We start from the raw sequence: 14,350 nt of genomic DNA, 5'->3' as shown, positions 1-14,350 counted from the left end.
TTTATGTTAAGTCGTTTCTTTATTCAAAGGCCTAAATTCGCCCTTGTTATATCCATAATCTTAACTCTGGCGGGTGCGATTTCTCTCGCTATCTTGCCAGTGGCTGAATATCCAAAAATTAGTCCACCGTCGGTCAGTGTTTCGGCATTCTACACGGGCGCAAGTGCTGAAGTGGTGGAACAGGCGATAGCCGACCCCATAGAAACGTCGGTTAACGGCGTAGAAGATATGATCTACATGTCTTCTAAAAGTGCTAACGATGGTTCATACAACCTTAACGTGACCTTTGATGTTGGTACTGATCCAGATATGGCTCAGGTCAACGTTCAGAACCGAGTTGCTCAGATCGAATCGAAGCTTCCACAAGAAGTAAGAATGGTGGGTGTAACGGTTAAGAAGCGTTCTCCGGACCTTTTGATGGTATTGAACTTCTATTCGCCAAACGGTGAGTACAACGACCAATTCCTGATCAACTACGTGAACTTGAACATTAAAGACCAGCTGGCTCGTGTGAAGGGCATCAGTGAAGTTAACGTATTGGGTGGTGGCGAATACGCGATGCGTGTTTGGTTAGATCCTGAGAAAATGGCTAACCTCAATATAACCACCTCTGACGTGAATCGCGCCTTGGCTGAACAGAACGTTCAGGTAGCGGCTGGCCGTATTGGTGCAGCACCTTACGACAACGCACAAGAAGTGCAGTTCAACTTGGTAACCAAAGGCCGACTAGAAACGGCTGATGAGTTTGAAAATGTTGTGCTTCGCGCTAGCCAAGATGGTTCAACGGTTTACTTAAAAGACATCGCACGTGTTGAGCTTGGTAAAAAGTTCTACGACGGCAATGGTAAATACCGTGGTCAAGACGCTTCAATCGTAACGCTCTCACTTCAATCAGACGCTAACGCGCTGGAAAGTGGTAAAGCGGTAATGGCGATGCTGGACAATCTAAGCAAAAACTTCCCTGAAGGCGTTGCTTATGAGGCGAGCTATGACACCACAGTATTCGTTGCTGAGTCGATCAAAGGGGTAGTAAAGACCCTAATCGAAGCTATCTTGCTGGTTATTGCGGTAACGTACCTGTTCTTGGGTAGTGCGCGTGCAACCTTGATTCCTGTGGTCGCGATTCCGGTATCTTTGATTGGTACGTTTGCCATCATGCAGATGACGGGTTTCACCATCAACACGGTAACTCTGTTTGGTTTGATACTAGCGATTGGTATCGTAGTAGATGATGCGATCTTGGTTATCGAGAACGTTGATACCACGATGGCTAAAGACCCAACCATTTCGCCGCGTAAAGCAACGCTCATCGCGATGAAAGAAGTAACGGGTCCGATCATTACTTCTACATTGGTTCTGTTAGCAGTATTCATTCCGGTAGCCATGCTGCCAGGTATCACCGGCATCATGTATCGTCAGTTCGCTCTGACTATCTGTATTGCGGTTGTTATCTCTTCTATTAACGCACTAACGCTGTCACCAGCATTGTGTTCATTGGTTCTTAAACAGGGCGGTGGTAACACAGCACGTTGGTACCAAGCGTTTAACCGTGGTCTTGAATCCGTAACCAACAAGTACGGTCAAATTGCAGGCTTCCTTGTGAAAAAGGGTGTTCTACTGTTTACCTTCTTTGTTGTGGCACTAGCGGCGGTAACTTACTTCGCGAAAACTACGTCTACGGCATTTGTACCTCAAGAAGATAAAGGCATCTTGCTGGTTAACGTGCAGCTTCCTGACGCGGCATCACTGTCTCGTACAGAAGATGTGACTGAGCAATTGCTAGAGATGGTTGAGCAAGAGCCGGGTGTTGATGGCGTAACACTGGTTAATGGCTATGCATTCATGACGGGCGCTTCTGCTTCGAATGGCGCATCGCTATTTATCAAGCTGCATGATTGGGATATGCGTAACGCACTGGACGGTCAACATTCAGCGCAAGCCATCTCACAACGCATTAACGGTCGAGCAGCAACAGAGTTGCCTCAAGCGATTGTATTTGCAATGGGACCTCCAGCAGTACCGGGTATGGGTGCAGCGTCTGGTTTTGAGTTCGTTCTTGAAGATACATTAGGTCGTAGCCGTACTGATCTAGCTATGGTTATGAATGACGTGATTGCTGAGGCCGCAAAACAGCCTGAGATTTCACATACATTCAGTACCTTCCGTGCCAATGTACCACACTACTATGTTGACATTGACCGTGAGAAAGCGCAGCAACTTGGTATTCCGTTGTCGGAAATCTTCCAAACACTACAAGGTAACCTAGGTTCTCTGTATGTGAATGATTTCACCATGTTTGGTAAGAACTTCCGCGTAACCATGCAAGCTGACAGTGAACACCGTAGCAGCATGGACGACCTACAACGATTCCACGTTCGTTCGTCTAATGGCGAGATGATCCCGTTAAGCACATTGGTGACTTACGACCAGATCTTCGAACCGGATGTAGCATGGCGTTACAACATGTACCGCAGTGCGGTGATTCAAGGTCAACCTGCAGAAGGTTACTCAAGTGGTGATGCGATTGCGGCAATGGAACGCGTAGCTGCAGAAGTATTGCCTCAGGGTTACCAGTACGAATGGACAGGCATGGCTTACCAAGAAGTACTCGCAGGTAACCAAGCGATCTTTGCTTTCGCACTGGCTTTGATCTTCATCTACCTGTTTATGGTGGCTCAATACGAGAGTTGGACAATTCCGATTGCGATTATCCTCGTGGTACCTGTCGCAACCTTAGGCTCCTTCTTAGCATTGAATCTAACGGGCACTCCGCTAAACCTTTATGCACAAATAGGTTTGGTTCTCTTGATAGCCTTGGCCGCGAAGAACGCAATCTTGATTGTGGAATTCGCAAAGGTTGAGCGTGAAGAGAAAGATGCACCGATTGAAGATGCGGCGGTGAAGGGCGGTACGCTGCGTTTCCGTGCTGTGAACATGACGTCTTGGTCGTTCATCTTAGGTATTTTCCCGCTTATCTTCGCTGCGGGCGCAGGCCACGTGAGTCAGAACTCTCTGGGTATTTCACTGATCGGCGGTCTGTTGTGTGTGTTATTGGCGGGTACGTTCCTAATCCCTGGCTTCTACGCATTCGTGCAACGTAAGCGTGAGAAAGCACACGGTGGTAATACCAAACTGGTTCCGCTTGATGATGAATAGGGGATTGAGTGTCTTGTAAGAGTCGTCTCTTACAAGACTAACCCTCGGAAACTAATTCCTTGTAAAAACTAAGGCTTAGCATTGCGCTAAGCCTTTTTTTATTTCACTTATGAATAAAAACGCCTTTTATATAAACAAATGTTTGTTATGTGATAGAGCTAACACTCTAATTTGGGTTTTGTAATAAAATGATGTTTTATTGGTAAGTGTATGTTTAATATGATTTTAACAAGGTTCAGCTAACGGTTGTATGCTCGAAAACATTTGCACAATAGTGTGAAGTGTTTCAAAATTACGAAGTTATATTGAAATTTTTTGTGCATTGAGGTTCTTATGAAAGTCATTGATTTATTTAAACACCGAGGCGATAGCATGTCTTCGCAACACTCAGAGTTTATGCAATGGATGTCTCCAGCTCTTAGAGATTACTGGGGCGACTTTCTTAATCGTACGCAAAATAGCCATTTCTTTGCGTGGGTTCGTGATCACCACAAACCTGCTGTCAATGAAGATGCACCAGAGATGCCGGTAGAACAGCCGATCGTACTTAAGCCAGAAGCACAACTTGTGTTTGATGAGCTTAATCAGCAGATCGGTGAAGTCATCCATACTGGCGACTGGATCAATGTAAGTCAAGACCGTATTAACCAGTTCGGCCTTGTTACTGAAGATATGCAGTGGATTCACACTGAGCCTGAAAAAGCGGAAACAGATTCGCCGTTCAAAACAACCATCGCACATGGTTTTTTAACGTTATCTCTGCTTCCTCGATTGACTGACAGTGTTGACCCTGACAAGTCTCAATTCCCAACAGCGAAGATGGTCGTAAACATTGGTCTTAACCAAGTACGTTTCCCATACCCTGTTAAATCGGGCAGTAACGTTCGTGCTAAAAGTACGCTAACAAAAGTAACGCCAATTAAGAAAGGCCTAGAGATTGAACGCGAAATCCGCGTAGAAATCGAAGGTATTCGTCGTCCTGGCGCTGTGATCGTTTCAGTGATTCAACTTCACTTCTAAACGAACCACATAGATTCCAAAAAAAGAGAGAGCTTAATGCTCTCTCTTTTTTTTCATAAGATAAAACTCACTCACTTATTTAATGCGAGTGTAGCCGTACTCTTCGATAAGGTCTTGCCCTTGCTTTGACTTCACGAACTTGATGAAGTCTTTGCTCTCGTCAGAAACTGAGTCTGTCTTATGCAGCAACAAGAATGGGCGAGCCAATTCATAGCTGTGGTTAGCAATGTTCTTAGATGTTGGCTCTACGCCTTCAAATGTAATTGCCTTAATCGAACGGTCGATTGAACCAACAGAGATAAAACCAATCGCGTGCGGGTTATGGTTAACAATCGTTTTAACCATGCTGTTGCTGTTTACAACCAAGTTATTTGGGTTGATGTCAGACACTAGACGGTCATTAATGATTTTTGTTAAACCAAGCAAGCTTTCGAAACTGTAGCGTGAACCAGAAGACGCTTCGCGAGTGACAACTGCGATAGGCTGATCTGCGCCACCCACAGCTTTCCAGTTCGTGATTTTGCCTTTGTAGATATCGAACAGCTGCTCACGTGTAACGTTGTTTACAGCGTTTGAACGGTTGGTTACGACAGCTAGGCCGTCAAAGGCAATTGGAAATACCTTCAACTTATCGTCCTGTTCGCGGTCGGTTAAATAACGCGAGCTCATACCGATGTCAGAGACACCTTTATTAACCATGGTAATACCTGCTGTAGAACCAATGCCCTGAACCGCAATATAGTTATCAAGGTGAGTCTTGTTGTACTCCTCAGCTAATACATCCATCACTCGTGATACTGAAGTGGAGCCCGAAATAGTGGTTTCTTGTGCTAAAGCAGCATGAGAAGACAGGGCTAAGGATAAAAGAGAGGCAAGCGCGACTCGTAACATAAACAACTCCTAGTTAATAACATTTGTCGCATATGATAGGTCGGTTATATGACACTTTTGTGAAATTCCATACGCTCGATGTATAGCTGTTTGATTGATGAGTGATAGTTTTTTGGGTTTACGAGAGCAAGATTCGTTTCTGGGAGCAGGGCGGGTATTTTGATTGCGCTTGTTCGCTAAAATGTTTGTTGAGTCCTAAGCTAAGTAGAGGAATTCACTACTTAGAAGTTTCTATGAAGTTACAAGGGGTGTTATGTCCGTCATTCATATCGAACTGAATCGTCTTTTAATTGGGGCTGAGAAGCTCTGTACATCTCGAAATCGCAGTTTACCTGTCGAGCTAGGTAAATCCCTATATGAAGAGTGTGAGGGTGGTGTGCTGTTTTCTCAGGCGCATTATCTACTCGACTCATCTCACAGTGACTATACAAACGAGATCGTCTGCGTGACCTTTGATGAGTCGTTATCTTGTTGGTTAGTGATGGTGCCGCTTGAAGGGGATGTCGAAACCGACTCTGTGAATTGGGGGCCGTATCCGTACCTTCCTAAATCGAAGGATCTTGATGCTATTTTGGCGGAAATAGAAAAAGACCCTAAATCGTACTTCTGGTCATAGTCACTCTGTTTTCACGTTTGCTGGTGGCCTGCTCGCAAAGCTGAATCAATGAGTATCAAAACTCAACCACTGAATCCCAAAGCCAAATCATCTCATCCCACACCCAAGTGGCTTAATATTGAAGCCACTTGGTTTACACCAGTTCCCAACTAAGACGTCCACATCAATCTATCGCTTTGTTTCTTTAAACTTGCGGCTTTACGCTCTGCAGTTGTGCTTGTGCCACTAGCGATCGGAAGTCTTTTGGTGTTTTTCCGTGATACGTTTTAAAGGCCGTGCTGAAGTGAGCGGCACTTTTAAAGCCTGACTCATACGCGATTTGAGTGATCGACTTATCCGATGTTCTTAGCTGAGTGGCTGCATGAGCAATACGTTTTATCTTTAATAAGTTTGAGAACGACAGATCTTCAGCCGATAAGCGACGTTTAAGCGTAGCCGGTGACATTCCCATGTAACTGGCGAGCGTATCCAAAGAGATATTGTTTTCAATGTTTTGCTCGATGTAATGAATGACTCTTTGGGTCACGGTTAACCTTGAAGCTCGAGCAATAATAGCCAATAGAGCTGGGTACTGTTCCACCATCAAAGACAGCAAACTTAAGCCTAATTGAGTGAGTGCGTAGTCATTCTGAGAAGAAGAGTTGGCCAGTGACATGATGAGATCTTTCAACTGACAGAGCTCAGTATCCGTTTGATTGAACTTAATGTACTTGTCTGGGATTCGAGCGGACTCTAAATCGCTGAACTGATTAATGAACTTTTGAAAGATAGCCAAATCAAAATCTAAGCAGGTTGCGCTGAATTCGCCATTTTCAGTGTTAACCGTGATGTCTTTAATCTGACCAGAATTGTAAAGGGTGAAATCTCCCGCTTGCAACGAGGCTTGAGTACCATTGGGCAACACAAAAGAAATGCTGCCTTTCGACACTATAAAGATACCGTTTTTAGAGGCAGGATAACGTTCTCGTCTCCTGGGAATGAAGTTTCTGAACTGAGTAACTGTGATTGATGACATAGTGAGCTTCTTTGACGTTGTAAATTGATTGCTTATTGATTGTTTTTTTTAAGTATTGTTTAAGCATGAGACATTTACAAAAAAGGCGCTAATAATTAGCGCCTTTAGAAGTGAACCTTTGAAGCTTTTGACCTTGATAGCTTTGACCTTGAAAGCCGTAACCTTGAAAGCTGTAGCTGTTAAAGCCTTTAAGCTTCGGTTTCGTTTGTCGTTTCAGGCTCGCTAGGCAAGTCCGCAAATACTTGAGTAGGTTTTGCTACTAAGTTACGGTTTTCCTGATTAACTTCAGAGAGAACTACTTCTAAAACGTCCCCCAGTTTGTATACCATTTCTTTATCGATAGATACAGTACCCATATCACCGTTGCACTCTATTCTTTCTTTATTATTAAGAATGAGAGATCCAGGGATAAATGCAGCAGCACCATTTTCAAGTAAACGTACACGCATACCTGCACGGTTAATATCGAAAATCTCAGCTTGGAAACGAGTTTCTTCTGCTGGAGCATTGGCTAGAGTGCGAGCATACAACCAATCGCCAACATTACGCTCAGCCATGCCGTGGTGACGGCGGTGCAGGGCAAGTTCATCACCGATAGTTTCATCTGGTGTTTGAATTGGCGCTTTACCTAAGATGTGTGCTTTAAGCATACGGTGGTTAATCATGTCGCCATATTTACGAATTGGAGAAGTCCAAGTTGCGTAAATATCTAATCCCATCGCGTAGTGCGGTGCAGGCTCATTGCTGATCTCGCTATACGCTTGGAATTTACGAATACGGTTGTCGTAGTAGCTGTTATCTAAAGAACCTAACCAACGACGTAGAGTAGCAAAACCTTCTAGAGAAATGATTTGCTCTTCAGTGAACGGCGTTTCCGCTTGCGGGTTTACCAGTTCAAGAACGTCGGAGATTTTCTCAGCCTTGAAACCAGAATGGCAGTTAAATACACCTTGGTTGAAGCTCTCTTTTAGTACTCGGCCCGCACAGATGTTCGCGCTGATCATTGATTCTTCAACCAGCTTGTTTGCGCTACGACGCATGTCAGCGTGGATAGCGACAACATCGTTATCTTCGCTCAGTTCAAAGCGGTAGTCAGGGCGATCTGGGAACACAACAGCGTTTGCTGAGCGCCATGCTGAACGTGCTTGAGCAAATTGGTGAAGATCAGAAACAATTGCAGCAATCTCTTCTGATGGTTGCCATTTCTCTGATGCACCTGTTTCTAGCCAGTCTGATACGTTGTCGTAAGCAAGACGAGCATGAGATTTGATGTTTGCAGCGAAGAAGTTAATGTCATCACCGATAACGCCATCTTTAGATACCGTTACTGTGCAGCAAAGTGCAGGACGAACTTCGTTCTCGATCAGTGAACATAGGTTGTCAGCAAGATCACGAGGCAACATTGGGATGTTGCGACCAGGAAGGTAGATAGTGAAACCGCGCTCGCGTGCCACTTTATCCATCGCATCATCTGGAGAGATGTAAGCCGTTGGATCAGCAATTGCGATAGTCAGTTCAAAATCACCGTTCTCTTTCTTCTTCGCGTAAAGCGCGTCATCCATATCTTTTGTGCTTTCGCCATCGATAGTCACAAAAGGGACGTGCGTCATGTCTACACGTTCAAGATCGGCGTCATCGTTGATTAGCCAGTTGTCGATGCCTTCAGGCTCACTGTTTGGTAGATCGTTTTGTGCCAGCGTTACCCACCAAGGTGCAATCTTGTCGTCAGCGTCTGTGATTTTCTCAGAGATCTGAGCCAAGAATCCGTTGTCACCTTTTAATGGGTGTTGAACGATATGAGCAACAACCCAGTCACCTTCTTTAAGCGTTTCAGGGTTTAGACCCTTCATTGCTTTCGCTTTAAGTTGCAGTTTTTTGAGCTGCGGGTGATCAGGAACAACGTTCAATCGGCCTTTGAAAAGCTTAACTCGTGCAATAAAGCGAGTAAGACCTTGTTCAACCAATTCCTCAGGCTCTGCTACTTCGCGCTCTTTCTCTGTGCGAATGATGGCAATCACCTTGTCACCGTGCACACACTTCTTCATGTACGGAGGCGGGATAAAGAAGCTTGTTTTGCTATCAACTTCGAGAAAACCAAAACCTTTTTCAGTGGCTTTGATGGTACCTTCCTTTTTAGGGAGGGTTTCTTGGATTTGCTGCTTGAGCTGAGCGAGTAGAGGATTATCTTGAAACATTTTGACTTTTATCTATCGAGGACAATTGAGCACACTATAATCATTGCGAGGCTTGATTACTACTTAAAGGCGAAGTGAGCGTTAATTAATTGCCCTCTTATTTAACTAGGTCAATTTGCTAGGAGATGGGTGCTGTGACGAGATATTCATCAAGTTTTGACGATATGATAACCAGTATTGATGTAAAAGCGAAAAATATGTGATGTATTTCAATTTTTTCTGGATTTTTTTATGCATTTAGGGAATAATCCGCCTCCCTTAGACGTCCCTAATGGCTTGAAGTGTTTTATTACTGCTTCGTAACTCTGAATGGAATCAGTATCTGATTGGATCAGTATTGGAATTGATAGAGCTCCCGGGACCTTTTGTTTACTTATATATAGTGGGATCCCAATGTCCGAATCTGTAATTCAATTTAATGAATTAGCCCTAAACGATAACATTCTTTCAGCTCTTGATAGCATGGGTTTCGTTTCTCCGACTCCAATCCAAGCAGCAGCTATTCCTCTTCTTCTTGAAGGCCGTGACGCACTAGGTAAAGCACAGACTGGTACTGGTAAAACAGCAGCATTCTCTCTGCCTTTACTTAACAAAATCAACCTGAACCAACACAAACCACAAGCAATCATCATGGCTCCTACTCGTGAGCTAGCGATTCAAGTTGCTGCGGAAATCAAAAACCTTGGCCGTGATATCAAAGGTCTTAAAGTTATTGAAATCTACGGTGGTGCTTCAATTGTTGACCAAATGCGTGCTCTAAGCCGCGGTGCTCACATTGTTGTTGGTACTCCAGGTCGTGTTAAAGACTTACTAACTCGTGACCGTCTACACCTAGATGAAGCACACACATTTGTTCTTGATGAAGCAGATGAAATGCTGAAAATGGGCTTCGTAGATGACGTTACTTGGATCCTAGAGCAAGCTCCAGAATCTGCACAACGTGTACTTTTCTCTGCAACTATGCCTCCAATGGTTAAGACTATTGTTGACCGTTACCTACGTAACCCGGCTAAAGTTGACGTTGCTGGTACTAACCACACAGTTGATAAAGTAGCGCAGAACTTCTGGGTTGTTAAAGGCGTAGAAAAAGACGAAGCAATGTCTCGTCTTCTAGAAACCGAAGAAACTGACGCGTCAATCGTATTCGTACGTACTCGTCAAGACACTGAGCGTCTAGCTGATTGGCTATCTGCACGTGGCTTCAAAGCTGCTGCACTGCACGGTGATATTCCTCAGTCTCTACGTGAGCGTACTGTTGATCACATCAAACAAGGTGTTATCGACATCCTAGTTGCAACTGACGTTGTAGCTCGTGGTCTTGATGTTCCACGTATCACTCACGTATTCAACTACGACATCCCATTCGATGTTGAATCTTACATCCACCGTATTGGTCGTACTGGCCGTGCTGGACGTAAAGGTAAAGCGATCCTACTAGTTCGCACTAACCAAATTCGCATGCTTCGCACAATCGAGCGCGTAACTAAGTCTCAAATGGAAGAAATTCAACTTCCTCTACGTGACCAAGTTGCTGCTGCACGTGTTGCTAAGCTTGGCGCTGAACTTGAAACTGAGAAAGAAAGCAAAGCACTAGAAAACTTTGCAGGTCTTATCTCTACTCTTCAAGAGTCTCTAGAAGTTGATGCTGCTACTCTAGCTGCAATGCTTCTTAAGCGTCAGCAAGGTAAGAGCCCACTATTCTACGTTGGCGAAGACCCAATGATCGCTGCTATTGAGCGTGATAAGAACCGTCGCAAAGAGCGTCGTGAAGATCGTGACAACGGCCGTGACGGTGGTGGTCGCAACTTCAATACTCAAGATTGGGATACTTACCAACTACAAGTTGGCCGTGAGCAAGGCGTTCAGGTTAAAGACATCGTTGGCGCACTAGCAAACGAACTTGGCCTAACTAAAGGTTCTATCGGTGCTATCAAGCTAGACCAAGGTTCTACTTACGTTCAACTGCCAAAAGCAATGAACTCTGAAACTGCTGGTAAGCTAAGCAAACTTCGCATTCGTCAAAAAGAAGCTGGCGCTGTAGTTGTTGATTTCAATGACTTCCGTGAGCCTCGTCGTGGCGGCGGCGGTCGTGATGGCAACCGTGGTGGCAACCGTGGCGGTCGTGATGGTGGCGGCTACCGTGGTAACCGTGAAGGCGGCAACCGCGAAGGTGGTAACCGTGAAGGCGGTCGTGGTGGATACCGTGGCAACCGTGATGGTGCTCGCGATGGTAACTCTGCTGGCGGACGTGATGGCGAACGTCGTTTCGACCGTAACCGTGGTGGCGATCACCGTGGTAACTTCCGTGGCGAACGTGGCCATGGTAACGGCAATGGCGGTGGTAACCGTGGTCGTCGTCCAGAGCGCAACGAAGGTTAATCAACCTGTCGCTTAGACGCTTTAGGTCTAGACACTGAATTTAAAAGCCGAGCGTAATGCTCGGCTTTTTTGTGCCTGTTATTTGAACTTAAGCTTTGGTTGGCTCGATATTCGTAGCTAACTTACTTTAATCAAGCTTCGTTCCTGTAACTATGCTTCGTCCATGAAACTAAGCATCGCGCCTAGAACGAATGTTAGTGCCAAAACTTAGCTGTATCGCGTTCTAAGCCTATACCAAAAGAACGTGCTACAAGATGCTGAAACAAAGAGTGAAGGCTATCTAAGCGTCGTTACAGTGCATCTATTCGTAGAGTTGTGCTCGAAGGCAATCAAAATAAGATCAGATCACTATTCTCAACTTCAGTGAGCTTTTTGATGCAAACACTGAGCAATTGAGAAATCGAGCAAAAAGTTATCGGTAATGATAAGCAGACGACAGGGAAGGGTGGTTGTTTTTCAAGCGGATCACCTGCATTTGTTCGAGTCGCTTTAATTAACTGAATCAAGTTAAAAATAACGTGAGCACTCGTTTGCGTCACCTGTTCATTAATTTTCTTATTCAACTATTTTTTAATTCCGCTCTCGAAATAAATAATTTAATGACCAAGATCAACTTAATTGTGTTCATTTAGTGATTTTTTCAAAACAAAAGTTGAAAGATTCAAAAATTATTGAATAATGGACTTAACTAAAATTGAAGTAAACACTTCATCCAATTCGTACTGAAACAGGATCCATATCCAATGTCTAATTCGTTTGTTCTGGTTATTAACTCGGGTAGTTCATCCCTAAAATTTGCTGTAATCGATTCTGTTTCTGGTGAAGCAGTATTAAGTGGCCTAGGGGAGTGTTTTGGTCTTGAAGATGCTCGTATGAGCTGGAAATTCCAAGGCGAGAAAACTGAAATTGCCATTCAAGGTGAAGATAACCACCACAAAATTGCCATTGGCAAATTGGTTGGCCTGATGGAAGACCTAGGCTTCACGGCTGATATCGTGGCTATCGGTCACCGTATCGTTCACGGCGGTGAGAAGTTCACTCAAACGGTTCGCATTACTGAAGAAGTAACGAACGAAATTGAAAGCCTATCTGACCTAGCTCCACTTCATAACCCAGCAGGTGCTATCGGTATCCGTGCTGCAATTGAAGCTTTCCCTTCTCTACCTCAGTTCGCTGTATTTGATACTGCTTTCCACCAAACAATGCCTCAACGTGCATTCACTGGTGCAATCGCAAAAGAGCTATACACAGACTTCGGCGTACGTCGCTACGGTTTCCACGGCACTAGCCACTACTTCGTTAGCCGTGAAGCTGCGAAGATGGTTAACAAGCCAATCGAAAAATCGAGCTTCATCTCTGTTCACCTAGGTAACGGCGCATCTGTATGTGCTATTAAAGATGGTAACAGTGTTGATACTTCTATGGGCTTCACACCACTTTCAGGCCTAATGATGGGCACACGTTGTGGTGACCTAGACCCAGGCATCATCGAATACCTACTTAAGAAAGGCTGGTCACAAGAGCAAGTATTTAACTCTCTAAACAAGGAGTCTGGCTTCCTTGGCGTGTCTGGTCTTACGAGCGATGCTCGTGGCATCTTAGAAGCAATGGAAGAGGGCCACGAAGGCGCTAAGCTTGCGTTTGAGGTGTTTACTTACCGCGTAGCGAAATACGTTGCTTCTTACCTAGCAACGCTAGATTCTTTAGACGGTATCATCTTCACTGGTGGTATCGGTGAGAACTCTCTACCAATTCGTCGTGAGATCTTAAACAACCTTAAGATTCTAGGTTTCGTTGAAGATGTAGCAGGTAACGAATCTGCTCGCTTTGGTGCTGAAGGGATCATCGCTAAGTCTGAAATGTTAGACGCTGTAGCAATGGTTATTCCAACCAACGAAGAATTCGTGATCGCCCAGCAGTCGGTTGAACTGCTGTAATTTTTTCAAAAACAGATAGTTAAAAGCGAGCTTAGTGCTCGCTTTTTTGATCTTATATGTTGGATAGACCATCGCTAAGTGGCCTTATAGCGAGATAGTCAAAACTCATTCTATTGATTTCGGCAAATCATTTTGTAGCTTCAAACTAGTGATGTTAGGGCTGGCTTGTGATGCCCAGACTTTTCTAAGCGCGATCATTGCTTGCCCCATTTCATATATGGAATCCACGTATTTACAAAGTGATTTTGGCAATAAAAGTTAAGATGCGGTCGTATATTCGGCTTCTTATTGAAGGAGCTACCCTCTAGCCTTTGATGTTTTGCGCACCTACTGTCCTTATCGCGCTAGCAGCTTTTTACAGCATGACAGAATGGCCAGGTTCTCAGTAGGTTGGTCTTACCTTTTATGCATCATCATTTTGTAAAATTTAAAAATTTGGTAGTGATTAATGAGTGAGTAATACTGGTTTATATTCAGTCTCATACCGAAGCATTGCCCACGCAGTACGTACCACTTTGTTAGCCAGTGCAATGCAGGCCTTCTTGAAGCCGATACGATCTATGATGTTCCTCAACCAAGCGTCCTTCTGAGTCTTCGGTTTTTCGGGTAGTCGCCCAACGTATGACATTGCGCCAAGATAAAGAAGCGAGCGTAGCTCCTTCACACCACCGCATTTATCGATCCCAATCATAAAAACTTTGCCTCCTGAACTGTGCTGTTTAGGTGTAAGACCAACAAATGCTGAAGCTTGTCTTCCATTCTTGAACTGCTTTCCATCACCAAGAGTTGTATAGAGCATCGCAGCAGTTGTTTCACCAACCCCTTCAATGCCCATTAATCGTTGGCACGGCTCTATCTGACGGGTTAAAGCATTTTTCTCTTTTTCGAATGCGATGAGTTTTGCTTTAAGTTCTTTATATTGCTCCCAAAGCATCGACAGAACGGATACGACATTGGAGGGTATTGGTGTATCGCCATCAAGCACGGTTTGAACCGACGCTTTTAAGCCTTTTTCACCTCTAGGGTTTGCTATCCCGTAGCCCAAAATTGTCCCTCTAATGTGAAGAGCTAGGGAAACAACACTACGAGATAAGAATCTACGGCTAGTTTCTAAAGAATGCATAGCTTGTTGTTCCAATGA

Annotated in this window: 9 protein-coding genes; 5 read left to right on the top strand and 4 right to left on the bottom strand. The window is 44.5% G+C overall.

Features of this window, described 5'->3' with window-relative positions:
• The first annotated feature begins 3 nt into the window (after window positions 1-3).
• Together AB4384_RS22480 and AB4384_RS22475 are read left to right on the top strand one after the other, a co-directional pair.
• Window positions 4-3,156 carry an efflux RND transporter permease subunit gene (locus tag AB4384_RS22480; RefSeq protein WP_048610782.1) on the top strand — a complete coding sequence of 1,051 codons (3,153 nt, stop codon included), beginning with the start codon at window positions 4-6 and terminating at the stop codon, window positions 3,154-3,156.
• A gap of 333 nt (window positions 3,157-3,489) precedes the next feature.
• Window positions 3,490-4,176, top strand: coding sequence for a MaoC family dehydratase (locus AB4384_RS22475; RefSeq protein ID WP_017059493.1), 687 nt, complete (start codon window positions 3,490-3,492; stop codon window positions 4,174-4,176).
• 75 nt (window positions 4,177-4,251) lie between these two features.
• Here the strand turns inward: AB4384_RS22475 and AB4384_RS22470 are convergent, their stop codons facing one another.
• Window positions 4,252-5,067: a phosphate ABC transporter substrate-binding protein gene (locus AB4384_RS22470; RefSeq protein WP_372130142.1), complete on the bottom strand. Its 816-nt coding sequence runs from the start codon at window positions 5,065-5,067 to the stop codon at window positions 4,252-4,254.
• A 253-nt stretch (window positions 5,068-5,320) separates the two neighbouring features.
• On the opposite strand from AB4384_RS22470, the gene AB4384_RS22465 reads away from it, so the two are divergent.
• Window positions 5,321-5,683 (top strand): DUF3024 domain-containing protein, encoded by a 363-nt coding sequence (locus tag AB4384_RS22465; RefSeq protein ID WP_048606017.1) that lies wholly within the window; start codon window positions 5,321-5,323, stop codon window positions 5,681-5,683.
• 184 nt (window positions 5,684-5,867) lie between these two features.
• On the opposite strand, the gene AB4384_RS22460 is transcribed toward AB4384_RS22465, so the two are convergent.
• Window positions 5,868-6,698, bottom strand: a complete 831-nt coding sequence (locus tag AB4384_RS22460; RefSeq protein WP_017064362.1) for an AraC family transcriptional regulator — start codon at window positions 6,696-6,698, stop codon at window positions 5,868-5,870.
• 188 nt (window positions 6,699-6,886) lie between these two features.
• Entirely contained in the window at window positions 6,887-8,893 is a 2,007-nt protein-coding gene (gene rnb, locus AB4384_RS22455) for an exoribonuclease II (protein ID WP_017059497.1), read from the bottom strand.
• Window positions 8,894-9,202: 309 nt separating this feature from the next.
• Here rnb and AB4384_RS22450 point away from each other — a divergent pair, with 309 nt between their 5' ends.
• Together AB4384_RS22450 and AB4384_RS22445 are read left to right on the top strand one after the other, a co-directional pair.
• Entirely contained in the window at window positions 9,203-11,272 is a 2,070-nt protein-coding gene (locus AB4384_RS22450; RefSeq protein ID WP_080582207.1) for a DEAD/DEAH box helicase, read from the top strand.
• A 743-nt stretch (window positions 11,273-12,015) separates the two neighbouring features.
• A complete protein-coding gene (locus AB4384_RS22445; RefSeq protein WP_017064366.1) occupies window positions 12,016-13,209 on the top strand; it encodes an acetate/propionate family kinase in 1,194 nt (397 codons plus the stop codon).
• A 445-nt stretch (window positions 13,210-13,654) separates the two neighbouring features.
• On the opposite strand, the gene AB4384_RS22440 is transcribed toward AB4384_RS22445, so the two are convergent.
• Window positions 13,655-14,350: IS110 family transposase (locus AB4384_RS22440; protein ID WP_372130141.1), on the bottom strand; the 696-nt coding region annotated here is incomplete at its 5' end.

Source organism: Vibrio sp. 10N.261.51.A4 (assembly GCF_041471945.1).
GTDB classification, from domain to species: Bacteria; Pseudomonadota; Gammaproteobacteria; order Enterobacterales; family Vibrionaceae; genus Vibrio; species Vibrio crassostreae_C.
Note: the sequence above shows the minus strand (reverse complement) of the source record. Positions and strands in the feature narration are given on the sequence as shown.

What these genes read in the sequence shown, in the direction of transcription:
- AB4384_RS22460 (WP_017064362.1), bottom strand. Translation starts at nt 6,698, where the DNA reads ATGTCATCAATCACAGTTACTCAGTTCAGAAACTTCATTCCCAGGAGA.
- AB4384_RS22475 (WP_017059493.1), top strand. Translation starts at nt 3,490, where the DNA reads ATGAAAGTCATTGATTTATTTAAACACCGAGGCGATAGCATGTCTTCG.
- AB4384_RS22480 (WP_048610782.1), top strand. Translation starts at nt 4, where the DNA reads ATGTTAAGTCGTTTCTTTATTCAAAGGCCTAAATTCGCCCTTGTTATA.
- AB4384_RS22450 (WP_080582207.1), top strand. Translation starts at nt 9,203, where the DNA reads ATGGAATCAGTATCTGATTGGATCAGTATTGGAATTGATAGAGCTCCC.
- AB4384_RS22445 (WP_017064366.1), top strand. Translation starts at nt 12,016, where the DNA reads ATGTCTAATTCGTTTGTTCTGGTTATTAACTCGGGTAGTTCATCCCTA.
- rnb (WP_017059497.1), bottom strand. Translation starts at nt 8,893, where the DNA reads ATGTTTCAAGATAATCCTCTACTCGCTCAGCTCAAGCAGCAAATCCAA.
- AB4384_RS22465 (WP_048606017.1), top strand. Translation starts at nt 5,321, where the DNA reads ATGTCCGTCATTCATATCGAACTGAATCGTCTTTTAATTGGGGCTGAG.
- AB4384_RS22470 (WP_372130142.1), bottom strand. Translation starts at nt 5,067, where the DNA reads ATGTTACGAGTCGCGCTTGCCTCTCTTTTATCCTTAGCCCTGTCTTCT.